Source organism: Paraburkholderia sp. BL9I2N2, from assembly GCF_004339745.1.
GTDB lineage: Bacteria > Pseudomonadota > Gammaproteobacteria > Burkholderiales > Burkholderiaceae > Paraburkholderia.
In genome coordinates this window covers 3384751-3409882 of sequence record NZ_SMGP01000001.1, presented here as the reverse complement: position 1 = coordinate 3409882, position 25132 = coordinate 3384751, and the positions used below count along the sequence as shown (strand labels likewise).

The window sequence follows — 25132 nt, the reverse complement described above, 5'->3', positions numbered from 1 at the left end:
CAATCGACCTTCCGCGCAACTGCATGAAGGCGGCTTCCAAAGGGCTTCCATGATCTTGGTGACAGGCAGCGCCGGTTTTATCGGCGCCAACTTCGTGCTCGACTGGCTGCAAATCTTCGATGAACCCGTCGTGAATGTCGACAAGCTCACCTATGCAGGCAATCTACGCACGCTGAAATCTCTGCAGCACAATCCATTGCATATTTTCGTATGCGCCGACATATGCGATCGCGCTGCAATGGACGAGTTGCTCGCCGAATACAAGCCGCGCGCGATCATCCATCTGGCGGCCGAGACTCACGTCGACCGGTCCATTCACGGGCCGGAGAACTTCGTGCTGACCAATGTCGTAGGTACCTTTACGCTGCTGGAAGCGGCTCGCTCGTATTGGAGCAGGTTGAACGACGCCGGCAAAGCGGAATTCCGCTTCCTGCACGTGTCGACCGACGAAGTGTTCGGCTCGCTTTCCGCTACCGATCCGCAATTCTCCGAGACCACGCCGTACGCGCCGAATAGCCCTTACTCGGCCACCAAGGCGGGTTCCGACCATCTGGTGCGCGCCTACCATCATACGTATGGCCTGCCGGTGCTCACCACGAACTGCTCGAACAACTACGGTCCGTACCAGTTCCCCGAGAAACTGATTCCGCTGATGATCGCCAATGCGCTCGGCGGCAAGCCGCTGCCGGTCTATGGCGACGGTCAGAACGTGCGCGACTGGCTGTATGTCGGCGACCATTGCAGCGCGATCCGCGAAGTGCTCGCGCGCGGCACGCCGGGCGAGACGTACAACGTCGGTGGCTGGAACGAGAAGAAGAACCTCGAGGTCGTGCATACGCTGTGCGACCTGCTCGATCAGTTGCGTCCGAAGGCGGGCGCGTCGTACCGCGATCAGATCAGCTATGTGAAGGATCGTCCGGGCCACGACCGCCGTTATGCGATCGACGCGCGCAAGCTCGAACGCGAACTCGGCTGGAAGCCTGCGGAAACGTTCGAAACGGGCCTCGCGAAAACGGTGCAGTGGTATCTGGACAATCAGGAGTGGTCGGACGAAGTTGCCTCCGGCGATTATCGCAAGTGGGTTGAGACCAACTACGCGCAGCGCGCGTAAAGGCACGGCAATGGCGCGCAAAGGCATTATTCTCGCGGGCGGCTCGGGCACACGCCTGTATCCGATCACGCATGTGGTCTCCAAGCAGTTGCTGCCCGTGTACGACAAGCCGATGATCTACTATCCGCTCTCCACGCTGATGGTGGCGGGCATTCGCGACGTGCTGATCATTTCGACGCCGCAGGACACGCCGCGCTTTGAAGCGATGCTGGGCGACGGCAGCCAGTGGGGCATGAACATCCAGTACGCGGTTCAGCCGTCGCCGGATGGGCTCGCGCAGGCGTTCATCATCGGCCGGGACTTTGTGGGCAACGATCCGTCGGCGCTGATTCTTGGCGACAACATTTTCTACGGCCACGATCTCGCCGCGCAGCTCGAGCGCGCAAATGCGCGTGACAGCGGCGCGACCGTGTTCGCGTATCACGTGCATGATCCGGAACGTTACGGCGTAGTCGAGTTCGATAAGAGTTTTCACGCGCTCTCCATCGAGGAGAAGCCCGAAAAGCCGCGTTCGAACTACGCGGTCACGGGTCTGTACTTCTACGACAACCAGGTCTGCCACATCGCTGCGGACATCAGACCGTCGCCACGTGGCGAACTCGAGATCACCGACGTCAACTCGCGTTATCTCGCCAATGCCGCGCTCGAAGTGGAAATCATGGGCCGTGGCTACGCGTGGCTCGACACAGGCACGCATGATTCACTGATTCAGGCGGCTACGTTTATCGAAACGCTGCAAAAGCGTCAGGGTTTGGTAGTGGCGTGTCCGGAAGAGATTGCATTCCGCCGACATTGGATCGACGAGGAGAAATTGCTCCAACTCGCCAAACCGCTCGCCAAGAATGCGTATGGCCAGTATCTGCTCAATCTTCCGAAGGATCAGGTGGCGTGGCCAAGCCGTTGACCCCGTCATGTTCGAATGGAGCGAAGCTGCTTCCGACTTCCATGCGATAGCTCATACGCAACTAGCTGAACGTGCGCCGCCGCACATTTAAATCGAAGCTGCACAGGTACGCTTCAAGGCGTAGACCGCAGTGATGCGCATCGTAAGTTGGCTTGCGCATAAGTGTTCCTATGCGCGTCTGTTCACGCAGTCGAGGGGCGTTTGCCGATAGTCAAAATACGCCGTGAGGCCGCATCAAATACTTTCGTAATACATCAAGTTTCACAAGTAGTCATTTTTCCCTATCGTCCAAACGCGTTGTGGTCAGCGCGAATTGTCATTCCGGCATCGACCGGCCGGAATGGAGGTGGCATCTTTCGGTCGTTTGGCAGATCAAGCGCTCGCCCTAAGACACGTTCGCGATGAGTTGATATTAACGATGTCGATTCAGAATTCGCGGCGACTCTGGCGGTACCTTCAGCCCTTACCTAATTTACTGGCAGACCGCGATGTTGAGACGAACCCTGCTCGCAAATTTCGTTGGACAGATGGTGACCGCGTTGCTCGGCATCGTCATGGTCCCGATATACGTGCGTCATCTCGGGGTCGAAGCTTATGGACTGATTGCGATCAACGCGGTGGTTCTCGCATGGGTACTCGTTCTCGACTTCGGGCTTTCGCCCACGTTGTGCCGGGAGCTCGGCAGCCTGCGGGCCGGTACCGGTTCGAAAGCTGAAGTCGGGTTGTTGCTGGAATCACTGGAAAAGCTGATTCTCGGCACCAGCGCCATCCTGTTCGTCTTGTCGATCTTCATCGCGCCTTATTTCGCCGAACGATGGTTGAACGCGTCCACACTGCCTCCGAGCGTGATTCGTACGGCATTTGTGCTGATGATGCTGACTGCCATCGGGCGGTGGCTCGGTGCGCTATACCGTGGGGGTGTGGTCGGCATCGATCGACAGGTTGCACTCAACGGAATTGTCATCACCTTTGCCGTGATACGCACGGTGCTCGTTGTGCCGATCATCATGATCTGGCCGCGTATCGAGTTCTTCTTTGTTTGGCAACTTTTGGCGATTGTCGTAGAAGCGGCCGCGATGCGGACACTGCTCGGCCGTACGATCGACATACCGTTTTTGTCGACGCGTTTTTCATGGAAGGTACTGTTGTCGCGCGCGAAGCTGTCGCTGTCGATTGCATTGGCGACGGTGATCTGGGCCTGCACCACACAGATCGACAAGATCGCCCTTTCGAAAATTTTGCCGCTCGCGGATTTTGCGGTGTTCAGCCTGGCGACTCTGTTGGCGAGCGGTATCTTGTTGCTGGCCAACCCGATTCAACAGGCGTTCATTCCACGGCTGACTACCGAAAGCTTCGGCGGCGGGGAACGAATTCGCCAGATGTATGCACTGGCCACTGAACTGACGTCATTGGCGGTGATCCCGGTTGCGGCAGTGTTCATCTGTGCGCCCGAGGCCGTGCTTCGATTCTGGTCCGCAAGCGCACCGTTGAGTCCCGACGCCTTGCGAACGATGCAATGCTATGCGGCAGGAAACGCATTTTCAGCGATCGCTTCGCTGGCGTTTATCGTGCAGTACGCGAAAGGGGACCTGTCTCTGCATCTGAAAGGCAATATTGGCTTTCTTGTCCTCTATGCGCCCGCGGTCCTATTTGGCGGCATTCATCTCGGTGCGGTCGGCGCTGCCTATGCGTGGGCGGGAATGAACTTTCTGCTCCTGTTCGGCTGGGTTGCGATCGTACATCGAAAGTTTATCCCCGGTATCAACGCCAGTTGGTATCGCGGCCTCGCTGCGCGTATCGCTGCGCTCACCCCCGTCGGACTGTTGTTGAGTTTCGCGGATCTCACAAGCTGTTCGCGTATTGGTCTGTTCTTTGTTCTATCAGGAGCGTGGCTCGCTATGGCCGCATTGACCATCGCGGTCTCGCCGATTATTCAACGAAAGGCTCGCCACCTGGCCGGGCGGCTGGTCCTCAACTGAGACAACAGCATGGATACTAACCTTTACCCTCCGGTCCAGGAGCAAGCCACGCCCGTACTATCGGTCATCGTGCTCTGCTACCGGCAAGGCGAGTATGTCGGTCCGTGCCTCCAAAGCGTACTCGACCAGAAGCTCGATGTGCCATTCGAGGTGATCGTGGGCGATGATAATTCGCCGGACAACTCCCTCGACGTCATCGAGTCGTTTCGATCGCGCTATCCGGATGTGATCAAGGTCATTTCGCACGACGCCAACGTCGGCTTCGCGGCGAACTTCGCCGATACCGTCGCGATGGCGAAGGGCGAATACATCGCGAACATCGACGGCGACGATGTCATGCTTCCTGGCAAGCTGCAGCGCCAACTCGATTTCTTAAGAGAGCATCCTGAATGCGGTCTCGTGGTCCATAGGATGCGCACGGTGGACCAGGATACGTTGGAGTCTGTGCCGTATCCACTACCCCAAAATAAGCCCGCAACGTTCGACGCCGAATTCCTCATCAAAAACGGACCGTATTTTTTTCATAGCTCGGAGATGTATCGGGCCCATCTGCGTCATCGCAGCCCCGTTGACGTAGGTCTGAAATCAGTCTGTGATGTGGCCCACCTGCTCCAGGTGGTGTTCGGCTGGCAAGGCTGCTACCTGGACGAAGAGTGGGGCCTTTACCGTGTCAACCGGACCGGCATGACCTCGACACGAATCAACAATCCCGAGCGTCATAGGGAATACATGGCCGACATGATCCAGACCTGCCAGATCGCGGCCGATCTCGGCATGGCGAGCGACACAGTCAACCGGGGGCGCGCAAAGTTCTATCTGACCTCGGCCATCTTCTATCTGGAGCATGGACACGAGGATAACTTCGAGGACTGCATCGAGTCGAGCTGGCGCGCGGCAAGAATCAGCACGAAACAGCTGGTTTTGTACTCGACGCGCCGGTGGCCACGTCTGTCACGCGCTGTCTATACGCGGCTCAAGCAAGTGACCGGACGACAGCGGGCCAACGCATGAGTACCACCGTACAGGAGAACGAGCGTCCTGCCACTAAAAGATTGAGGCTTCTCGATCTGTGTAACCGCGCACTTCTCGCTTGGTACCGACTCAAGACACGCCTGTGGTACGCGCATGTGTTCAAGTCGGTCGGCGCGAAAACGACGATCTTTCGTCCCATGCTACTCGTCAACGTGCATTACGCGTCCATTGGCGAGCGTGTACTGATTCGGCCTGGTGCGCGCATCGAACTTGTCGTGACGGATTCGGCTGCGCCGCCGCGGCTCACGATCGGAAGCCGGGTCAATATCGAGCAGAACGTTCACATCGTATGCGGCTCTTCAATCGAGATCGGCGACGGCGCGACCATTACCGGCAACGTTGCCATTGTCGATGTCGAGCATCCGTATGAGAACGTCAACGACACCACTCGCATTGGCGAGCGTATTCGCACGCGAGGTAATTATGTGGTGATCGGGCAGGGCGCTTTTATTGGATTTAGCGCAGTCATTCTGCCCAACGTGAAAATTGGCCGCCACGTCGTGGTCGGCGCGCATTCGGTAGTGACCCGCGACGTTCCCGACTATTGCGTGGTCGCAGGTAATCCGGCGCAAATCATCAAGCGCTACAACTTCGAAACCAGATGTTGGGAGAGGGAGAAACAATGAAAGTCCTGATTACGGGTGGCGCCGGCTTTATCGGCTCGAGTCTGGCGCGCAAGCTCTGCGCCAACAATGCGGAAGTCACGGTCCTCGATAACCTCTCCCCGCAGATTCACGGAGAGAATCCCAGCGTCACGTCTGCGATCTTCGCATCGTTGCCGGAAAGCGTGCACTTCGTGAAGGGGTCGGTGACTGATCGAGCCATGCTCGAACGTGTCATGCAGGGGCAGGACGCGATCGTTCATCTTGCGGCCGAGACGGGTACGGGCCAATCGATGTACGAGGTCGATCGCTATGTCGACGTGAACGTGCACGGCACAGCGCTGATTCTCGACATACTGGTGAAAAATAGCCGCAATTCCGTGCGCAAAGTGGTCGTTGCTTCGTCTCGCGCGATTTACGGCGAAGGCAAGTATCGTTCCCCGGCCGCCGGCATTCTGTATCCTGGTCCGCGGAAGGAAAAAGACATGCTTGAGGGCCAGTTCGACCATCTCTGCCCGGTAAGCGGCGAAGTGATGGAGTGCGTGCCCACCGACGAGGAATCGAAAATCCATCCGACCTCGCTTTATGGCATTACCAAGCAGACTCAGGAACAGATGGTGATGACGACTTGCCGTTCTATCGGCATCGATGCATCGGCGTTGCGTTATCAGAATGTCTACGGCCCGGGGCAGTCGTTATCGAACCCTTACACGGGCATTCTCTCGATCTTTTCGACGCGCATCAAAAACGGCAATCCGATCAATATTTTCGAAGATGGTCTGGAAAGCCGTGACTTCGTCTACATCGATGACGTGGTGGATGCGACCTACGCAGCGCTCACGAACGCGAACGCGGCGGACAACGTGTTCGGCATCGGTTCGGGCGTGCGCACTTCGGTCATGGACGTCGCCAAGACTTTGTGCGAGGTGTATGCCAGCGATGTCAGCGTCACCGTGACGGGCGCATTCCGCCTGGGCGATGTACGCCATGTCTACGCCGATTTGACCAAGGCAAGGGACATGCTCGGATTCGAGCCCAAGGTGTCGTTCAGCGAAGGCATCGCACGGTTTGCCCGGTGGGTCGACCAGCAGGAGGTGATGGCCGATACCTACGAGAAGAGCATCGCCGAGATGCGGGAGAAGGGTCTATACAAGGGCTGTGAACGCGCCGCATGACACATCGGTGACGCCCTCACGCTATGACGGAGGCGCAGCGACGGCCGCCTCCGCAACTCATTTGAAGGACGCGATATGTCAACGAGATATGGTTCGCCGCTGATCGGGATTGTCACCGTGCTGTATCGCTCCGATTCCGTGCTTCCTGATTTTTTCAAGAGTCTGGCCGCCCAGCGAGATGCGAATTTCAAGCTGTACGTGATCGACAACAGCGAGAAGGATACGGGGTGTGCGATATCGCGCGAGCTTGCGGCTCTCAACAATATTCACGCGGATATCGTGTTCAATAACGACAATGTCGGCGTCGCTCGCGGCAACAATCAGGGTATAGAGATGGCGCTTGCAGACGGATGCGAATACGTTCTGCTGGCCAATAACGACACCGACTTCCCGGATCCCGACGTGATCGCGGGACTTGTGCGGCACACCGAGGAGGCGGGTGCGTTGGCCTCGGTGCCCAAGATCACCTATCACGGCACCAATCGGATATGGTGTGCGGGCGGAAGATTCTCGCCGCTTACCGCCACCACGCCGCACGTGGGCGATCGGAAGGAAGATCGCGGCCAGTTCGACGAAGAAATGTTTACAGAATACGCGCCGACCTGCTTTATGTTGCTGCACAAAAGCATCTTTCAGACAGTCGGAATGATGGACGAAAAGTACTTCGTCTATTACGACGACAGCGACTTCGTCTGGCGCATGAAGAGTGCCAATATCCGCCTGCTATACGTGCCGACATCGAGCGTCGGTCACAAGGTAGCGGTGTCTACCGGCGGCAATGAAAGTCCCTTCAGCCTGTTCTATACGGCGCGCAATCGCGTTTATTTCAGCCGCAAGCACCTCGCACCTGCACACCGTGCAATTGCGATTGCCTATGCGGTCGTCACGTTGACGGTCAAATGCGTGAAGTTTTCGCCGGCGGCCAGGTCGAGCGTGTTCAAAGGACTTAGAGCCGGCTTCTCATTGTCAGTCGCCGATCATTGACTGAGAGACTGCGTGGCAGCGCATCGTTACTCCAGCGTGCTGCCAATTTCCCGGCGTGCACCCCGGCATAAGCGATGGCGGCGAAAGTCTACCGCGCGAGATAGGAGAACTCCGGGACGGAGGTCGGCAACATCATCACCCCCCGCACCTTCCGGTGCGTGAGCACATCCGGACCGCTGCCGACGACCATTCGTCAACGCCCGGATGCGATTCGCACAAGCACGTCCAGCGTGGGTCAGCCCTATTTCACTAGCGCGCTGAAAATGTCAACCACGCGCATTTGTTGCGTTTCGGTCAAGCCGGCCCAGAGGGGAAGGCGAATCAGGCGTTTTGACTGGTCGATGGTAACGTCCAATGGGCCGCCAGCTTTGCCGTACCGTTGCCCGCCAGGCGATGAATGAAGCGGAACATAGTGAAATACCGAACCTATTTCCTGCCTTCTATATTCATCGAGTAGACGCTGGCGCACGTGTTCGTCTTCAACCAGAACGTAATACATATGCCCATTGTGCTGGCACTCTTTCGGCACGATCGGACGACGGAGCGCGCCGCGGCGCTCGAACGGCTCGAGAAGCGCATGATATCGCTCCCAGTGCGCGAGGCGCGCCTGAGTAATCTTTTCAGCACTTTCCAGTTGAGCCCATAGATAGGCAGCGATCAACTCACCTGGCAAGAATGAAGAGCCGACTTCCTGCCAGGTGTATTTGTCGACTTCTCCGCGGAGATAGCGGCTTCGATCAGTGCCCTTCTCACGGATTATTTCCGCGCGCCTCGTGAGGGCGGGATCGTTCACGAGCAACGCGCCACCTTCGCCCGAGATGATATTTTTCGTTTCGTGAAAACTGTAAGCTCCGAGGTGGCCAATGGAGCCGAGGCCACGGCCCTTATAGGTTGCCATGACGGCCTGCGCCGCGTCTTCGACGACTTTGAGTCCGTGGCGTTGAGCGATGGATACGATCGTGTCCATTTCGCAAGCCACGCCGGCGTAATGCACCGGGACGATCGCTCGAGTTCGCGGCGTGATCGCCGCTTCGATCAATCGCTCGTCGAGATTCATAGTGTCTTCGCGGACATCCACGAAGACAGGCACGCCACCGCGCAGGACGAATGCGTTCGCCGTCGAGACGAACGTGTACGACGGCATGATGATTTCGTCGCCGGGTTGGATGTCCAGCAACAGAACCGCCATCTCAAGCGCGGCTGTGCAGGAGTGAGTCAGCAATGCCTTGCCGGCACCGCTTCTTTCCTGCAGCCACTCGTTGCAACGTCCTGTGAAGGAGCCGTCGCCAGCGAGCTTTTTACTGAAGTGAGCTTCTGCGACGTACTTCAGTTCATTACCCGTCATAGCGGGCGTATTAAAGGGAATACGATTCTCGTTTACCTCGATTCCAATTTGCGGCGTAGATCGGCTCATGAATAGTTCACCTCAACATGATCGAGAATCAATGGTTCTCGCTGCGACACATATTTGGATCTCGAAGCTGCCCGGCTTCAAGGCCCCGCGTTCCGGCGAACTCGCCAGGTGTTTCAATAAGCAAGTTGCGTGAAGTCCCTTGCTGTGGATCTCAACTGGAGATTGTTCTGTAGCGTGACACTTCGTCTGTCTAATAGATGGTGCGTGTGGACTGCGCGGCCTGCTTGTAGATCAGGCAAGGCGGAGCGTCGACTGGTACGAGATCGAACTGCTCGGTCAGTTGAGCAGCGACTTTCCTGAAGTCGTGCATGACCAAAAGCTCTGACGGCCAGATAGGCGCCGCAAGAAAATAGGAGAAGCTGCGAACGTCGCAAAGGCGATAAATGCCAGCAGTGTCCAGACAGGGTCTCGCAATAGATGAAGCATGTCGCGCAACGAAAAGTTACCCGCTTCGTTGTCTGCGCGAGACGATCCAAAACTGAGAATATGCGTGTTCAAAGGCACCATCTCCAAGATCCGGGTAGCAAGCTTCTCGATGGAGCGACAAGCTTCGCCGCGTCCATCGCGACTTTGCGCAAATGTGATAGGAATACCTCCTTTGCCACGTCGGAGTCTGTGGTTTAGCGCACGTTGCGCGGCGCCGATTCAGTTTAGGTAGGTGCATAGCCGACAGGCGGGCAAACTATTTGTTTCGCAAATAGTGGTGTGGCAGGATTGATTACAGTTGCATTAATAGGTGGTATGAAGTTTCGCCCGATATGAACCACGAAAGCCTGCATAAATTACTGAAGTGGCGTTTCCCGACTAGGCGGCGCCCCTGCACGATGCGGGGTTCAAGTCGTGTCGCCATGCCTGAATCCTCGTGAGGCGGTGTCGCAGTGATTCGCATAAGCGCGGAGAAACAGATAGGCGGCTTCGCGCAGACCGAGTGTCCGTCACGGAACAATTCTACGGACTGGATATGGAAGTAGTACTTAGTATATCGATCGACCTTCCTGTGCCGGTCGTTCTGCGGCAAAAGCTTTCCGCAATGGGTGCCCCACATGCACTCGGGCATTCGAACGTTCGGCGCCGCACAGACAGCGCGCGTTCCAGCACGGATCATGCAGTTGCATCATCGGCCATTGCAGACTTTCGGCGCTCGATGCCGCCGACTGCTGTGATCTTCTGCTTCGGAGTGTGAGCCCTCAAAGGTATCGTCGGACCCGGTGTATGGCCTGACGCGGGGCGGTCGAATGGCAGCGGCGGTAAGCCGAGCACGGTGCCTGTCGAGAGTCACGACCAGCTAACGGGAATCCACCGTCAAGGCACAAATTGACGGGATCAGCGAACAACGGTACAGCGGCGACGTTGGGTAGCCTGGATGACCTGATCCAGCGCGGTGCCTGTCAGATCATCCCCCCAGACGACCGAGGCGGAATTGGCGACATTGCTCGAACAGTACGACAACGTGAAGACCTGTGGTGACAAGCGCACGGGGGCATGCCAAGACCATTCGCCCGGGCGCACGGTCGTCACGCCTATCGCACCCCGGCCGGCGAAGGTATGCAGCCGCTCGGGTTCTAGCTCGACGTTCAACTCGATGTTGCTGGACCTGAAATGAAAAATGAGCGCGGACAGAACCTTCTCAAGCGCGTCGACCTTATTGTCGGCGGCGCTTTCTTGTACATATTAGGGGCGCTTCGCAAAAAACGACGCCTGCCGGCTGAGTGCACGACAGCAGGCATTTTTGCCTTCGCTGCGATTGGCGACTCGATCTTGTCGTCGATAATTATTTCTGAGTTGAGGAAAGTCAAAAAGATTTCCAGAATAGTGGTATTTGCATCACGAAGCAACGCGCGTATCTATGATTTGTTCGACGGGCTCGACGAAGTTGTCGTAGTCCCTTTGACCAGCCCGTTGAACGCGCTCAAGGAAATAAAGAAATACGAGGTCGATGTCTTAATCGACACTTCGCAATGGCCAAGGATTTCGGCCATCTTGGCAGCTTTCACGAAGACGAAGTTCACGATTGGTTTTAAGACCAGGAATCAATTCCGCCATTATGCTTATGATGCCAGCGTCGAGCATTGCGAAGGCCTTCATGAGCTCGATAATTTCAGAAGGCTATTGCGCCCCCTAGGCATCGAGTCGACGGAACATCCGAAAATCACCAAGGCTATTCGTCCTTCCAATTTGCCGTTCGTCATTGACGATAAATATGTTGTTTTTCACCCGTGGGCCTCTGGAACAAATTTCGCCATGCGCGAATGGCCCATGGAGTGCTGGCGCGATCTTGCGCATGTTTTGATTGATAACGGGCACGCCATTGTCATCACGGGCGGTCCTGAAGATGCCACACGGGCTCAACAATTGGTTGAGCTCATCGGCAGCCAGAAGGTCGTAAGCGTGGCAGCCAAGGTGAGCCTGACTGAAGTGGTCGGAATAGTAAGGCGGGCGGAATGCATAGTTTGTGTGAACACCGGAATCATGCATTTGTCCGCAATGCTGGATACGCCGATGATTAGTCTGCATGGTCCTACCAATCCGTTTCGATGGGGCCCTGTCGGCAAAGAGCGTGGAGTCCTTGCTGTGTCTAAGCGAGAAGGCGGAATGTTCCTGAGCCTCGGATTTGAATATCCGAGAAATGCGAAGTACGTGATGGAAAAAATAAGCGTCGCTTCTGTCGCCGACGTTCTGAGTGAAGTTTATTCGATCAATTTAGGCCGCCATGACAAGAAACCCGCCGGTGAAGCTTTCGCCTCCTGATTTCGACTGCGCTCAACTAATGGTCGTAGGCGACGTCATGCTCGATTGGTATTGGCACGGTTCGACCTCGCGGATCTCGCCGGAGGCGCCCGTTCCCGTCGTCCATGTGCAAGCTGAAGAGACGCGTGTCGGTGGGGCGGGAAACGTCGCGCTGAACGCGGCAGCACTTGGAGCTCGTGTTCGCCTTCTCGGCTTGGCCGGGCAGGATGCGCACGCCGATCGGATCGAAGAGTTGCTGCGCGAAGGCGGGGTTGATTGCGTTCTCCAACGCGTCGCGGGCAGCAAGACGATCACCAAGCTTCGGATTCTTTCCCGCCATCAGCAGATGATCAGGGCGGACTTTGAGGACCATTTTCCCGAACGCAATGGAGATGAGCTGATTTTCAGCTTTGAGCGGCAGTTGCACGAAGTCGATGCGGTGGTCTTATCCGACTACGCGAAAGGGTCACTGCACGATTCGAAGAACCTCATCTCCGCCGCTCGCCGTGCAGGAAAACCCGTCATCGTCGATCCGAAAGGAACGGATTTCGAGCGTTATCGCGGCGCCACCGTCATTACGCCCAACCTGTCCGAATTCGAGGCTGTCGTTGGGCGGTGCGAGAGTGATGCCACGATCGAGCAGAAGGGTGCCGCCCTTTGCGATGCGTTTGAATTCGAGGCGGCGCTCGTCACACGCAGCGAGAAAGGCATGACGTTAATTTCTCGCGGCCACGCCCCTTTGCATTTGCCAACGCGCGCCCGCGAGGTGTTCGATGTGACGGGGGCCGGGGACACTGTCGTTGCCACGCTTAGTGCCGCGCTCGGCGCGGGCATGCCGCTGGACGAAGCAGTCGTGCTTTCCAATGTCGCGGCAGGCATCGTCGTGGCTAAATTGGGAACCGCGACGGTCCGTCGCCCTGAACTCCAGCAGGCACTGCAGCTTGACTTGCATTCCGCACGTCGAGGCAATATTCTCGCGCGAATTTCCCTATTGCCTTGGCGAGCGAAACCCCGCTCTGAAAAACCGAGTAACGTGAGCACCTGACGCGCAGACGTGAGCGGGACGTCGAGAGAGCCGACACGGTGTGGACTCGTTGTGCCGGCTGGTGGCCCGGTCCCGCTCGATGCCCACATCGATTGGCATGCCGAAATGAACAAGTTCTAGCCCGCGAACCGAACGATCGCGCGGACCTTGTCCTTCTCGGGCGTGCAATCACGCCGTAGCAATGCTGCGAGCGTCGCGAACTTCAGCCGGTAGCGCCGAGTAAGCGGTGGCGAGATGATAGGGCGTAGTCGACGGCATGTCGGCGCGCGACACGTCGCCCGCGGCCGTCTTGCATTCGAACCAGCCTTGCGCGTGCAGAAACCGCTCGCGGAAGCGCTCGATCTGCCCGGGCAACACCGCACGCGCCGCGTCATCGTTGCGGGTGGCGAGTGCGCGCAGATATTCGCTTTGCGCCCAGATCCGCTGCGTGGCGTCCTTTACTCGACCGGCTTCATCGAGCGACGCGCACACGCCGCCCGTGACCGGATCCACGCCATGTTGCTGCGCAAACGCAAACGCGCGCGAGAGCGAGTCGTCGAGCCCCGATCCGCCTAATAGCGTGCCCGCTTGCCTGATCAGCCAGAACCATTCGAACTGATGGCCGGGCTCCAGACGGTTGTCGTCGACACCCAACGGCAGTTCCGCGATGCAGCCGGTCGGCGCATGCACGAAGGTGCGTTCGATGGCGTCGGCCAGCTTGCGCAACGCGGAATCGAACGCACTGTCCTGGGTCACCTCGCGCGCGGCGAGCCAGGCTTCGGTGAGATGCATCAACGGGTTTTGCACCGGCGTGCCGGTCACCGTCGAAAAATCTGCGTCGAGCGCTGCATTGAACAACCCATGTTGCGCGGCGAAACGCGTTTCGATTAGCGCCGAGGTGCTATGGACGAGGTCAAGTGCATCGCGATTGTCGAAGCTTGCGGCATATTCAGCGCACGCGAAGACCAGAAACGCGTGCGTATAGAGATCTTTCGTCGTATCGAGCGGCGCACCTTGTGCATCAACGCTGTAGAACCAGCCGCCGCGCTGCTTGTCCTGAAAGTAGTGCAGCAGGGCTTCGAACAGCACATGGGCATGGGCTGCTTCGCCGGCTTGCGAGAAGACGAACAACTGCCGCGCGCACGCCATCGCGCGATAGCGTTCAACCGGCATCGGAACGTGGCCCGCGTCGGCGCTGACGGCCTCGTAAGGCAGATGCATCGCGGTATTGAAGCCGGGCCCGCGCCAGATCGGCAGGACGACGCGTGCGAAGTGATCTCGCAGCGTGGCGGCAAGATCGATCGTGGAGGCGGGCGTATTCATGCTGCGAAGCTCCTTCGATTAGGTCGTAAAAAAGGTCTTGCCGCAGTGAGGCGCGACGAGCTTGCAGATCTTCGGACCGGCGCATCCTGATAGGTGTTGCGCGATCCGCGCTAAACGCGAGAAGTCGCGGATCGCGCGTGAACCGGGCGAGCCACTCCGCCCGCGAGCTCACGCTCGAGAACGTCGAGCAATTGATGTGCAGACCGCTCCCACCGGAAGCCACGGGCATGCTCCCTTCCGCGTTCGCGCCAGGTTTCGCGCACCGCGGCGTCCTCCATCATCTGCGTCACTTTGTCGACGATGTCGTCGACCGAATGCGCGTCACAGTACATCGCAGCATTGCCGCATACCTCAGGAAGCGAAGCTTCACGTGACACGATGACAGGACATCCACAAGACATCGCTTCAAGCGGCGGCAATCCGAAGCCCTCATATAAGGACGGAAACAGAAAGCAGCCTGCGTTTTCGTACAGCGCTCTCAATTCGCCGTCCGATACGAATCCTGCGGGGATGATGTTTTTCGACAAGTCGTACCCTACCTTCGCCTGTGAACTGAAGACCCGCAAATCGCATCCGCCAACGACAACAAACTTCAGGTCATGGCGGTCACTCAGGCGCTCCATCGCGGCAACTATGCGTGGAAGGTTCTTTCCTACCGAGAGATTTCCGACAGCGAGCACGTAACCATCGTTCTGCAGGTTCAACCGCGACAGAATCGCCGTGTCCGGTGCGATCTTTTCAAAGTGGTCCACGCCATTCAGGACCACCGAAATGCGTGATGCGTCGATGCCAAGGCGCTCCATGATTCGTGTCTTCGAGAATTCCGACACCGTCACGATGTGACTAGCGTTGCGCTTCAGCAGAGAAAACGCAACGCGATACCAGAGCCTGTACTTCCACGAGTAATTTTCCGGCAGATCGTAGATCGCAACGTCGTGCATCATCACGACCTGCCGGCGAGCGAATAAGGGGCCCATATTGCAAAGGCTGAGAAGCGTTCGGCCGCCAATCGCGAATGGCAGTGCCAGTTGCTCCCATAGAGAACCCTTCAGCCGCCGCCCGATCATTTTTGCTTTCGGCAAGACAACGTCAGTTCGTGCGTTCGAGGGAATCAACAAGGGCAGGTCGGCTTCCTCAGGAAACAGACGCTGGAACGCCATCGCCAGTTCATAACCGACACGTTGCACTCCTGTTATGCGTTGAGACGCAAACTTGCCATTGATTGCAAACCCAGCAGACGGACCCCGCCAATGAGAGTCTCGCGCCGAGCTAGCGTCGGCTGGCAACGCAGTCTGAACGGGGGCCTCTTCCCGGTGCACGTTGGACCGCTCCGCTAACTGTTTCATCAGATATCGCTCCGGTATGCCAGTCGATGTAAGCATCGAGAAGGCGCTGTCAGCCAGCACAAACGTTCACCGCTCGGCCTTCATATGAAATTGCCGCGACAGAACGTTCGAGGGGAGAGAGAAGGTAAGTTGTCGGGTGTTTCGCTACGCCGTGAGAATTCAACGTAGTCTTCGTGACTTTCACTGGCGAGACGATTCGAGATCATGCACGCCACGGAGAGCGTGCCTGTAGAAGTCGATTCGACGACGTGAACAATTTGCATGGGCACTCCATACGGATTACTTTGCTGTGCCGGGCGTACACGATGTTCAATACGCCCCGCTTCCGTCGAAGACCACTTTGAATGTTCTCAGCAGAATGCTGATGTCGAGCAGGGTCGAGCGTTCCTTCACGTACGAGACGTCCAGTGCGACTCTCGTTGCGTAGTCAACGTTATTTCGTCCGCTGACTTGCCACAATCCTGTCACGCCGGGCCTGACCGACAGGTAATAGTGGGCGTCGGAGCCATAGCGTTCCAGTTCCTTGGTGATGATGGGGCGAGGACCGACGAGACTCATGTCGCCCCGAAGAACATTCCAAAGTTTGTGGCAGTTCATCCAGGCTTGTCTTGCGCAGAAACCGGCCGACGGTAGTGATGCGTACATCGTTCTTCAGTTTGAAATCGCGATTCCATTCCTCGCGCGCATTGGCGTCGGTGGCAAGGAGCTCGGCGAGAACGACATCGGCCTTCGGCACCATGGAGCGGAATTTCAGACAGCGAAACGATCGTCCGCCTCTTCCAACGCGCGGATGGCCAAAGAAAGCCGACCCGCCGTCGCTCAGCACGACGCAAGCTATGACGAGAAAAATCGGCAGTAGCACAAGGAGCAAGGCGGATGCGCCGAGAATGTCGAAAGTGCGTTTCGTGAAGTCACCTTTTCTCGACGGGATGTCAGAGTCATTAGCCGCCGACAACGTACGGCGAGCCACGGGGCCTGCAGCGGTATCCGCGGACACGTCCGCAGAAAGGGACTCGTCGGCGCGGTTCAATTCCGAGGTGCTATCCACATGTGAAGCTGAAAAGCCGCGGCCGCCCAATTCAGGATGATCGGCGTGTGCACGACTTTCGTAGCGGGCATCGAAAGGATTGACGTCCTTTGACACTGATTCCGATACCTTGCCGACTAAAGCCATTGCTGCCCCCGGTGCGAAGTTCGTTGACGAGTACATCAGTGTTTCGGCATTGCAGTCGTGCCGGTCATTTCAACCGTTGAGGCAAACCATTTGCAGCATCAGACAAAAACGGGCCATCGGACGATTGCGGCGGACAACGCGAGATAGGAAAATAGGGATATAGCAATCTGTAATTGCTATAAAAAGTAATTCAGATAATTAAGAAGAAAAGCTCAATAAAAATTAATAAAAAAACTTCTCCTACGAAGCAGGGGCGCACGCTAGAAGCATGCGAAGCATCGCATTCCCCGGCAACATAAATCCTAATTATTTCAGTAGAAAGTATAGCTTGGCAATTCGGCGTCCGTTTGCGGACAAGTCGTAAAATGCCGATGTCTTGGCCGACTCAGAAAGATATGCCAATCAGTGTTGCGGTACATTCGACGGCCACCGTTGGCACTACGAAAATGTTGATCGTTATCAAAATTCCAATTGTCGCAGCCGAAGCCGGATGCGATAGGTAAACCGGTTTCACGTGGGCGGCCGCCTCTGGCCATTCCCGCATTGACCCACGATGGCGATCAATTCAATAAATACGCGCCCGCTCCGTGTTTGGTCGAGCATGTGTAGACGTAGAGTATCTGTACGAATGCCGCTACTCCGTTCGGTACAGCACACAAAGCTCGGTTAGGGCATGCGTCAATCGCCGCGTCCATGTGTATGATGAAAGCGGCTCGCCGCGCAGACGCCGGGCTCCGACGAGATGAGTGTGGATGGCCGTCGCAACGTATTGCGCGTTCGTGTTCCAGATTTCAGCCACGCCTGTGGCGAGAATTTCGTTGGCTTAAGTGTGCAGGCCAGGCCGCCAGAAGAGTGTTCGATCTCGCACGGAATATGCTAAGTCTTTCATCTGGCTTGTCGAGTTGAAAGAGAAGGTTGCGCGCGCAACCTGCACGGTTCGTGCCACGAACTAGCCGATGCACCTCAGTGACTGGCCCCCAGGTACGCCGCCTTCACCGAGGGATCGTTGCGCAACTCCGCCGCGGGCCCATGCGCCGCGATCTTGCCGTTCTCAAGCACATAGCCATAATCGGCCACATTGAGCGCCGCGGCGGCGAACTGCTCGACCAGTAACATGGTGACGCCCTGACTCTTCAGATTCCCGATGATGCGAAACACCTCTTCGACCAGAATGGGCGCGAGTCCCATCGACGGTTCGTCGAGCAAGACCAACTCCGGGTTCATCATGATCGCGCGCGCCATGGCCAGCATCTGCTGCTCACCGCCGGAAAGCGTGCCGGCCAGTTGGTGACGCCGTTCCTTGAGCCGCGGAAACATCTCGATCGCGCGCTCCAGATCGGCCTTCACGTCGCCGCGCGGCCGCGCCGATGTCAGGCGCGGAAACGCGCCGAGCATCAGGTTGTCGGTCACGCTCATGGTCGCGAACACGCGCCGGCCTTCCGGTGAATGCGCGAGCCCGAGCCGTGCGATGCGATGTGACTCCAACGCGTCGATACGCTTCGCGTTCGCGCCGATGCCCATCGTAATCTCGCCGGCACTCGGCCGGATCATGCCGGAGATCGCCCGCATCGTCGTCGTTTTGCCCGCGCCGTTCGAGCCGATCAGCGTGACAACCGACGCCTTTGGCACATCGATCGAAATGCCGTGCAGCACTTTGACCTTGCCGTAGCCCGCATGCAGATTTCTAATCGATAACATGTCTGTTCCTGTAGGCGCGTTGGGTCGGTTCACGCCGCTTGGCCGGCAGGCTGGCCGCCGAGATAAGCTTCGATGACTTTATCGTTGGACTGAATATCGGCAGGCTTGCCTTCGGCGATTTTCTGCCCGAAATCCAGCACCGAAACCCGGTCGCAGACGCTCATCACCACGTCCATGTGGTGCTCGATCAGCACGACAGTAATGCCGTGATCGCGCACTTTGCGAATGATCGCGACCAGTTCCTTGATATCCGGCGCAGTGAGTCCCGCAGCGGGTTCGTCGAGGAGCAGCAGTTGCGGATCGAGCGCGAGCGCCCGCGCGATTTCGAGCAGCCGCTGTTTGCCGTACGGCAGGTTGCGTGCTTCTTCGGCGGCGACATTGTCCAGACCGACGAAGCGCAGCATGCCGAACGCACGCTCGCGGGCGGCGCGTTCCTCGCGTCGATAGCGCGACGACATTAGCCCGACATCCGCGAGATTGGCGTTGAACGTGTGATGCAGGCCGACCAGCACATTCTCGAGCGCGGTCATCTCGCCGAACAACTGCACGTTCTGGAACGTGCGCGCGATACCGGACAGCGCAATCTGCGCGGAGGTCTTGCCCGCGAGCGACGCGCCGCGATAGTCGAGCGTGCCGGCGGTCGGCACATAGATACCGGTCAGTACGTTCATCATCGTGCTTTTGCCCGATCCGTTCGGGCCGATCAGGCCGTGAATCGTGCCACGCCGCACGGTCAGATCGACGTTGTTGAGCGCCTTCAGTCCGCTGAACTGCATCAGGATGCCGCGCAATTGCAGAATGTCTTCCGTACCGCTCGCCTGCACCGCCTGAATCGCATCGCCACCCATCGTGGCCGGTTTCGTGGTGTCGACAGTCACCGTGCGGACGCGGCCATGCATCACGATCTTGCGCACGAAACCGACCACGCCGTCCTGCAAGTAATACACCACCAGCAGAATCATCAGCCCGAAGATCGTCAACCGCCAGTCGGCAAGCGTGTCGATCCGGTAGGAAAACGCGGCGAGACCCACCGTGCCCAAAACCGGAATCGCGACCTTGCGCGGCGTGGACACCTTGCGCGCCAGCGCGACACCCGCGCCGATCACGACGACCGCTGCCAGCACCGAGGCGACGGTGCGGAACATGTCGATGTCGTCGAGCAGTTTGGGCAGCAGCACGATGATCGCCGAGCCGAGCAGCGCGCCGGTGCGGGTCTTGCGGCCGCCCATGATGATCGCAAGCAGGAACAGGATGGTGAGTTCGAAGTTATACGTATTCGGCGAGATGTACTGCTCCGAATACGAATAGAGGCAGCCGGCGAGGCCGGCGAACCCCGCGCTGATCACGAACGCGTAGACCTTGTACCGGTACACCGAAACACCCATGCAGTCCGACGCGATCGGACTGTCGCGCAGCGCCTCGAACGCGCGGCCCAGATGCGATCTGAGCACGCGGTGCACGACGATCAGCGAGGCGACCAGCAGTGCCGCGACGAGCCAGTAGTACTCGACCTCATTCATCGGCCGGCCGCCGATCGAAGGTTTCGGGATCTTCACGCCCATCGGTCCGTTGGTCAGAAAATCCATCTCGTTGATGAGAATCTGGAGGATCGTGCCGAACGCCAGCGTCACCATCGCGAGGTAGGGACCGGACACGCGCAAGGCCGGCAGCGCGAGAATCGCGCCGAAGCCCGCGGTGATGAGAATCGCCAGCGGCGCGGTGACGATGAACGGCATGCCGAGCTTGAAGAACAACACACCGGCCGTGTAAGCGCCCACGCCGAACAACCCGGCATGCCCGAGCGACACTTGCCCCGTATAGCCGACCACGATGTCGAGACCGAAGAGCAGGATCGCGTAGATCATGATCGTCTCGAGCAGGTGGATGTAATACGGGTTCCCAGACAGCACGGGAAACACCGCGAGCGCGATCAGCGCCAGTGCGGACACAATGAGTTTCTTCGGATTCACGGCGGTCCTCACACTTTCTTGATCGACGTCTTGCCGAACAGGCCGGCAGGTTTCAACGCGAGCACGATCAGCAGCAGGACGAGCCCGGGTACGTCCTTGTAACCGGTGGAGAGGTAGAAGCCGGTCGTGGTCTCCGCAATCCCGAGAATCACGCCGCCCACCACGATACCCAGCCCGCTTGACAGCCCGCCGATGATCGCCACCGCGAACGCCTTGAGCCCGAGTACCGCGCCCATCGTCGCGCCGGTGAGCGTGAGCGGCGCGATCAGCACGCCGGCAAAGGCCGCGGTCAGCGACGACAGCGCATACGAAAACGTGATGACGAGACCGGTGTTGATGCCCATCAGCGCCGCGGCATCGCGGTCGTTCGCGGTGGCCACAACCGCCTTGCCGAAGATCGTCTTGCGGTTGAAGAACTCGACCGCCAGCATCATCACGAGGGCGCCGCCGACCACCAGCAATTCCATCGGCAGCACGTTGGCGCCGAACACTTTTAGCGGTGCTTCCGGCAGCGGGGAGGGGAAGCGCAGATCGTCGCGGCCCCAGAGATTCTCCGCGACGTTCTTGAAGATGATGCCGAGCGCGATGGTCGACATGATCCAGCCGAACTCGGATTTGATCTTGATCGCCGGCCGCACCCCGATCCGTTCGACGAACGCGCCCTGCAGCAGACCGAACACGCACACGAGCGGAATCATCAGCCAGTAATTGACGCCGAGCGTGACGAGCGTGAGACCGACCAGCGCGCCGAGCATCAGCGCGTCGCCCTGGCCGAAGTTCAGCGTGCCCGAGGTAGCGAATGTGAGTTGATAGCCGAATGCGATCACGGCGTAGATCATGCCGAGCGCAATGCCGCTATAAATGAGCTGCAGAAGAATGGCCATCGTCGACCGCCTTGGAGTTCACCGGATATGAAGCGAAGCCGCGCCCGCCTCGAGGCGGGTGCGGCTTCGTAACATGCCGCCGCGCTTGCTTAGCGCTTGTTCCGCGCTTATTCCACGCTCAGTTCGCGGAGCTCGTCTGCTTGCTGCGCAACTGGCTGCCGCCTTTCTTGTCGGCTTCGTACGCATAGACCACGCGGCCGCCCTTGACCTCGCCGACCACCGGCACATTCGGGCTGATCGCTTCGTGGTCGTCATGCGTGAACGGCTTGTCGTAGACCATCACGACGCCTTCCACCTTGGTGTTGAGGTTTTCGAGCGCGGCGCGCACTTTCGGGCCGTCGGTCGAGCCGGCCTGGGTGATCGCGGCGGCCAGCAGATAGACCGAGTCGTAGCCCTGCGCGGCGGACACCGGCGAGTCGATGCGGTTGTTCTTCGGCTTGAATTCCTTCAGGTACGCTTCGATAAAGGCTTTGCGCTTCGGCGTGTTCGCTTCCTGAATGAAGGTCTGCGGCATGCGCGCGCCTTCGCCGTTGGTGCTCGCGTTGTCGATATAGTTCGCCATCGACAGGGTCCAGCTGCCGATCAGGGGCACTTTCCAGCCGAGCTTGGCCATGCCGTTGGCGATCTGCGCGAGTTCCGGTCCGATCCCGTACGTCAGTACCGCTTCCGCGCCGGCCTCTTTGGCCTTGAGCAGTTGCGCGGTCATGTCGACGTCCTTGATATTGAATTTCTCGACGGCGACGGGTTTCACGCCTTTGGCGGCGAGCGCTTTTTCGAGGTCTTCGCGGCCGAGCTGACCGTAGTTGGTCGAGTCGGCAAGAATTGCGACCTTCTTGAAGCCGCGTTTGGTCACAGCCTCTTCGACGATCATCGGCGCCTGGATTCGATCCGCGGCGGCGTTGCGGAACACGTAGTTATCCGGCTGATCGGTGAACTGCTTCGTCACGATGCTGCCTGTGGCGACGTTGTTGAACACGGGAATCTTCGCTTCCTGGAAGAAGCGCTGCGAAGCGAGCGCGACGCCGGTGTTGATGTAGCCGACCACCGCCACGACTTTTTCCTTGTTGATCAGCTCTTGCGCGATCTGCACGCCGCGTTCGTTCTTTGCTTCGTCGTCGCGTTCCACGAGCACGATCTGGCGGCCCAGCACGCCACCGGCTTTATTGATCTCCGCGGTCGCGAGGCGCACGCCGTCACGCATGCTCACGCCCATCGAAGACGAGCCACCGGTGAAAGGGCCGTCGACGCCGATCTTGATCGGATCTGCCGCATAGCTGACATTGGCGAGGGCGCAAAGGGCGAGCGCACCCACAACGCTTTTCAAGCGAATTCCCATAGCTGTCTCCGTAGCATGTCTTTTCTTGCATGCAGCCTCGATGCGGGCTCATGCGCGCCGATTCACGCGTTCTTAGGAAGCCTGACCGTCAATCGGTAAGTCAGTATAGAAATCGTAAAGTATTAGTAATATGCGGAATTACCCGTGTGGTGCAATCCCTCAATCGACGGCGGCGGAACCCCTGCCTGGCGGCTCCTTCGCGCCGCCGTCGACCTTCCTTCATTCAACTCACGCGAATCCTTGCGGATTCGTGGATTGCCAGCGCCAGTGGTCCTCGCACATCCGCTCGATGCCGAACTGAGCGCGCCAGCCGATGATCTTCTCGGCCGCGGCCGGATCGGCGAAACACGAGGCGACGTCGCCGGGGCGGCGCGCCACGATTTCATACGGCACCGGCCGGCCGGCGGCTTTCTCGAATGCCTTGACCACATCGATCACGCTATAGCCCTGGCCCGTGCCGAGGTTCACGACGAAGCTGGCGTCGCGTTTGACCAGCGCGTCGAGCGCGGCAAGATGTCCGCGCGCCAGATCGACGACGTGAATATAGTCGCGCACGCCGGTGCCGTCGGGCGTGTCGTAGTCGCCACCGAACACGCGCAGCTTCTCGAGCTTGCCGACCGCGACCTGCGCGACATACGGCATCAGGTTGTTCGGAATTCCGGCGGGATCTTCGCCGATCAGGCCGCTCTCGTGCGCGCCGACCGGATTGAAGTAGCGCAGCGTGGCAATGCGCCACGACGGATCGGCGAGTTCCAGATCGCGCAGCACCTGCTCGGCGATCAGCTTCGACTGGCCGTAGGGATTGGTGGCCGACAGCGGGAACGACTCGTCGATCGGCGAGCTCTTCGGCACGCCGTAGACGGTGGCCGACGAACTAAACACGAACTGCTTGACGTTACGGTCGCGCATCACGCCGAGCAAGGTCAGCAGGCTGCCGACGTTGTTGCTGTAGTACTCGATCGGCTTGGCCACCGACTCGCCCACCGCCTTCAGCGCGGCAAAGTGAATCGCGCCCGTGATCGGGTGGGCGTCGAAAATACGGTTGAGCGCCGCTTCGTCGCGCGCATCGGCTTCGTAGAAGGTCACCGCCTTGCCGGCGATCTTTTCCACGCGCCGCAGCGATTCGCGGTTGCTGTTCACGAGATTGTCGATTACCACGACGTCGTAACCGCCGTTCAGCAGCTCGACACAGGTGTGCGAGCCAATAAAGCCCGCGCCGCCCGTTACCAGAATCGTGCCCTTCGTGGTCATGCTGTTGCTCCGTTAAAGTAAAACGCCCGTCATTTTCTGCACCAGGTCCTTATACGTTTCGACGACCACGCGCTCGTCGAATTCTTCCGCGACTTTCTTCCGGCCGCGTTCTGCCATGGCCCGCCGCTCCGCGCCGCTCATGTCGAGCATGCGCGCCAGCGTGGCCGCCAGGCTTTCTGCATTGCGCACTTCGCACAGCAATCCGTTGACGCCGTCCGCTACCACCTCGCGGCAGCCCGGCACGTCGGTCGCGACGATCGGCCGGCCCATGGCCGAGGCTTCCATCAGCGTGCGCGGCACGCCTTCGCGATACGACGGCAGGACCACGCAATCCGCCTCGGCGATGAGAGGCCGCACGTCGTGCGCCTCACCAAGATACTCGATGATGCCTTCGTGTTCCCACGCCGCCACTTCCTCGCGCGTGATCGCGCTGGGATTGTCGACGCCCACCGGACCGAGCAATTGGAACCGTGCGTGCGGGTAACGTTGATGCAAACGCCGCGCGGCTTCGACATATTCGCCCACGCCCTTGTCCCACAGCAGCCGCCCGATCAGCACGAAGCGGTAATCGGTCCGCTCGGGCAACGGCGTAAAGGCGAACTGCGCGAGGTCGACGCCTTCGCCATGCAGCAACCTCGCGCGCTCAGGATGCACCAACAAATTCCGTTCGACAAACGCGGCTTGATCGTCGCGATTCAAAAACCATATTTCGCGCGGGAAACGGAACGCAAAACGATACAGTTTTTTTGGCTACTTGCGCGGCGCGGCTGTGCTGGATGAACACGTAGCCCAATCCGGTTGTGACCGCAACCGACTGCACGCCCGCCAGCTTCGCGGCGATCGAACCGTAGATATTCGGCTTGATCGTGTAATGGAACACCACGTGCGGGCGGATGGTCCTGTATTGCCGGTAGAGCGCGTACAGCGTGCGCAGGTCGTCGCGTGGACTGGTACTTTTGGAGGCGACCGGCAATTCGATGCAGCGGCAGCCCATGGCCGTGAGCAGTTCGAACGTGCGGTCGCGCGGCGCGAGCACCGTCACGTCGACGCCGCGTCCAACCAGCATACGGATCAGCCCTTGCCGATAGGTATAGATTGCCCAGGCGGTGTTACAGACGAGTGTAATGCGCAACGCGGGCGTCGACTTCAAGGCAGGCTTCATGCGGGAACGAGCTCGGCGGTGAATGGGGTGGTGAAT

17 protein-coding genes and 2 pseudogenes are annotated in these 25132 nt (G+C 58.7%); 9 read left to right on the top strand and 10 right to left on the bottom strand.

Annotated features, from left to right (window positions below; translation table 11 throughout):
• The first annotated feature begins 49 nt into the window (after window positions 1-49).
• The 7 genes from rfbB to B0G74_RS15725 all read left to right on the top strand — a co-directional run bounded on the left by rfbB (window position 50) and on the right by B0G74_RS15725 (window position 7787).
• On the top strand, window positions 50-1111 hold the full coding sequence (gene rfbB / locus B0G74_RS15755; protein ID WP_132375826.1) for a dTDP-glucose 4,6-dehydratase: 1062 nt from the start codon (window positions 50-52) through the stop codon (window positions 1109-1111).
• 10 nt (window positions 1112-1121) lie between these two features.
• Window positions 1122-2015, top strand: a complete 894-nt coding sequence (gene rfbA / locus B0G74_RS15750; RefSeq protein ID WP_132375825.1) for a glucose-1-phosphate thymidylyltransferase RfbA — start codon at window positions 1122-1124, stop codon at window positions 2013-2015.
• Window positions 2016-2503: 488 nt separating this feature from the next.
• Window positions 2504-3994: an oligosaccharide flippase family protein gene (locus tag B0G74_RS15745; protein ID WP_132375824.1), complete on the top strand. Its 1491-nt coding sequence runs from the start codon at window positions 2504-2506 to the stop codon at window positions 3992-3994.
• A gap of 9 nt (window positions 3995-4003) precedes the next feature.
• Window positions 4004-5005 carry a glycosyltransferase family 2 protein gene (locus B0G74_RS15740; protein ID WP_132375823.1) on the top strand — a complete coding sequence of 334 codons (1002 nt, stop codon included), beginning with the start codon at window positions 4004-4006 and terminating at the stop codon, window positions 5003-5005.
• Window positions 5002-5652: an acyltransferase gene (locus B0G74_RS15735; protein WP_132375822.1), complete on the top strand. Its 651-nt coding sequence runs from the start codon at window positions 5002-5004 to the stop codon at window positions 5650-5652. Before B0G74_RS15740 ends, B0G74_RS15735 begins: the two co-directional genes overlap by 4 nt.
• A complete protein-coding gene (locus tag B0G74_RS15730) occupies window positions 5649-6803 on the top strand; it encodes an NAD-dependent epimerase/dehydratase family protein (RefSeq protein WP_132375821.1) in 1155 nt (384 codons plus the stop codon). Before B0G74_RS15735 ends, B0G74_RS15730 begins: the two co-directional genes overlap by 4 nt.
• Window positions 6804-6878: 75 nt before the next feature.
• Window positions 6879-7787, top strand: coding sequence for a glycosyltransferase family 2 protein (locus tag B0G74_RS15725; protein ID WP_132375820.1), 909 nt, complete (start codon window positions 6879-6881; stop codon window positions 7785-7787).
• Between the two features lie 241 nt (window positions 7788-8028).
• On the opposite strand, the gene rffA is transcribed toward B0G74_RS15725, so the two are convergent.
• Window positions 8029-9201 (bottom strand): dTDP-4-amino-4,6-dideoxygalactose transaminase, encoded by a 1173-nt coding sequence (gene rffA / locus B0G74_RS15720; protein ID WP_132375819.1) that lies wholly within the window; start codon window positions 9199-9201, stop codon window positions 8029-8031.
• Window positions 9202-10800: 1599 nt separating this feature from the next.
• Between rffA and B0G74_RS15715 the strand changes: the two genes are divergently transcribed.
• Both B0G74_RS15715 and rfaE1 read left to right on the top strand, forming a co-directional pair.
• Window positions 10801-11949, top strand: coding sequence for a glycosyltransferase family 9 protein (locus B0G74_RS15715; RefSeq protein ID WP_132375818.1), 1149 nt, complete (start codon window positions 10801-10803; stop codon window positions 11947-11949).
• Complete coding sequence (gene rfaE1, locus B0G74_RS15710) at window positions 11912-12973, top strand: D-glycero-beta-D-manno-heptose-7-phosphate kinase (protein WP_116142685.1); 1062 nt, start codon at window positions 11912-11914, stop codon at window positions 12971-12973. The genes B0G74_RS15715 and rfaE1 overlap by 38 nt, the downstream gene beginning before the upstream one ends.
• A gap of 168 nt (window positions 12974-13141) precedes the next feature.
• Here the strand turns inward: rfaE1 and B0G74_RS15705 are convergent, their stop codons facing one another.
• The 9 genes and pseudogenes from B0G74_RS15705 to B0G74_RS15665 form a co-directional block, all read right to left on the bottom strand.
• Window positions 13142-14275 (bottom strand): AGE family epimerase/isomerase, encoded by a 1134-nt coding sequence (locus tag B0G74_RS15705; protein ID WP_132375817.1) that lies wholly within the window; start codon window positions 14273-14275, stop codon window positions 13142-13144.
• Window positions 14276-14385: 110 nt separating this feature from the next.
• Window positions 14386-15621: a glycosyltransferase family 1 protein gene (locus tag B0G74_RS15700; protein ID WP_132375816.1), complete on the bottom strand. Its 1236-nt coding sequence runs from the start codon at window positions 15619-15621 to the stop codon at window positions 14386-14388.
• A 309-nt stretch (window positions 15622-15930) separates the two neighbouring features.
• A pseudogene (locus B0G74_RS46625) lies at window positions 15931-16525 on the bottom strand (sugar transferase); the annotation flags it as partial.
• A 1233-nt stretch (window positions 16526-17758) separates the two neighbouring features.
• Window positions 17759-18493 (bottom strand): ABC transporter ATP-binding protein, encoded by a 735-nt coding sequence (locus B0G74_RS15690; protein ID WP_132375815.1) that lies wholly within the window; start codon window positions 18491-18493, stop codon window positions 17759-17761.
• 29 nt (window positions 18494-18522) lie between these two features.
• Window positions 18523-20463, bottom strand: coding sequence for a branched-chain amino acid ABC transporter ATP-binding protein/permease (locus tag B0G74_RS15685; protein WP_132375814.1), 1941 nt, complete (start codon window positions 20461-20463; stop codon window positions 18523-18525).
• A gap of 8 nt (window positions 20464-20471) precedes the next feature.
• A complete protein-coding gene (locus tag B0G74_RS15680; RefSeq protein WP_132375813.1) occupies window positions 20472-21347 on the bottom strand; it encodes a branched-chain amino acid ABC transporter permease in 876 nt (291 codons plus the stop codon).
• A gap of 118 nt (window positions 21348-21465) precedes the next feature.
• Window positions 21466-22683, bottom strand: a complete 1218-nt coding sequence (locus tag B0G74_RS15675) for an ABC transporter substrate-binding protein (RefSeq protein ID WP_132375811.1) — start codon at window positions 22681-22683, stop codon at window positions 21466-21468.
• Window positions 22684-22911: 228 nt separating this feature from the next.
• Window positions 22912-23934, bottom strand: a complete 1023-nt coding sequence (gene galE, locus B0G74_RS15670) for a UDP-glucose 4-epimerase GalE (RefSeq protein ID WP_132375810.1) — start codon at window positions 23932-23934, stop codon at window positions 22912-22914.
• Window positions 23935-23946: 12 nt separating this feature from the next.
• A pseudogene (locus tag B0G74_RS15665) lies at window positions 23947-25096 on the bottom strand (glycosyltransferase family 4 protein).
• Window positions 25097-25132 lie beyond the last annotated feature (36 nt).

Excerpts from the sequence above, each read along its gene's own strand:
- rfbB (WP_132375826.1), top strand. The coding sequence starts at position 50 with ATGATCTTGGTGACAGGCAGCGCCGGTTTTATCGGCGCCAACTTCGTG.
- rfbA (WP_132375825.1), top strand. The coding sequence starts at position 1,122 with ATGGCGCGCAAAGGCATTATTCTCGCGGGCGGCTCGGGCACACGCCTG.
- B0G74_RS15745 (WP_132375824.1), top strand. The coding sequence starts at position 2,504 with ATGTTGAGACGAACCCTGCTCGCAAATTTCGTTGGACAGATGGTGACC.
- B0G74_RS15740 (WP_132375823.1), top strand. The coding sequence starts at position 4,004 with ATGGATACTAACCTTTACCCTCCGGTCCAGGAGCAAGCCACGCCCGTA.
- B0G74_RS15735 (WP_132375822.1), top strand. The coding sequence starts at position 5,002 with ATGAGTACCACCGTACAGGAGAACGAGCGTCCTGCCACTAAAAGATTG.
- B0G74_RS15730 (WP_132375821.1), top strand. The coding sequence starts at position 5,649 with ATGAAAGTCCTGATTACGGGTGGCGCCGGCTTTATCGGCTCGAGTCTG.
- B0G74_RS15725 (WP_132375820.1), top strand. The coding sequence starts at position 6,879 with ATGTCAACGAGATATGGTTCGCCGCTGATCGGGATTGTCACCGTGCTG.
- rffA (WP_132375819.1), bottom strand. The coding sequence starts at position 9,201 with ATGAGCCGATCTACGCCGCAAATTGGAATCGAGGTAAACGAGAATCGT.
- B0G74_RS15715 (WP_132375818.1), top strand. The coding sequence starts at position 10,801 with ATGAAAAATGAGCGCGGACAGAACCTTCTCAAGCGCGTCGACCTTATT.
- rfaE1 (WP_116142685.1), top strand. The coding sequence starts at position 11,912 with ATGACAAGAAACCCGCCGGTGAAGCTTTCGCCTCCTGATTTCGACTGC.
- B0G74_RS15705 (WP_132375817.1), bottom strand. The coding sequence starts at position 14,275 with ATGAATACGCCCGCCTCCACGATCGATCTTGCCGCCACGCTGCGAGAT.
- B0G74_RS15700 (WP_132375816.1), bottom strand. The coding sequence starts at position 15,621 with ATGAAACAGTTAGCGGAGCGGTCCAACGTGCACCGGGAAGAGGCCCCC.
- B0G74_RS15690 (WP_132375815.1), bottom strand. The coding sequence starts at position 18,493 with ATGTTATCGATTAGAAATCTGCATGCGGGCTACGGCAAGGTCAAAGTG.
- B0G74_RS15680 (WP_132375813.1), bottom strand. The coding sequence starts at position 21,347 with ATGGCCATTCTTCTGCAGCTCATTTATAGCGGCATTGCGCTCGGCATG.
- B0G74_RS15675 (WP_132375811.1), bottom strand. The coding sequence starts at position 22,683 with ATGGGAATTCGCTTGAAAAGCGTTGTGGGTGCGCTCGCCCTTTGCGCC.
- galE (WP_132375810.1), bottom strand. The coding sequence starts at position 23,934 with ATGACCACGAAGGGCACGATTCTGGTAACGGGCGGCGCGGGCTTTATT.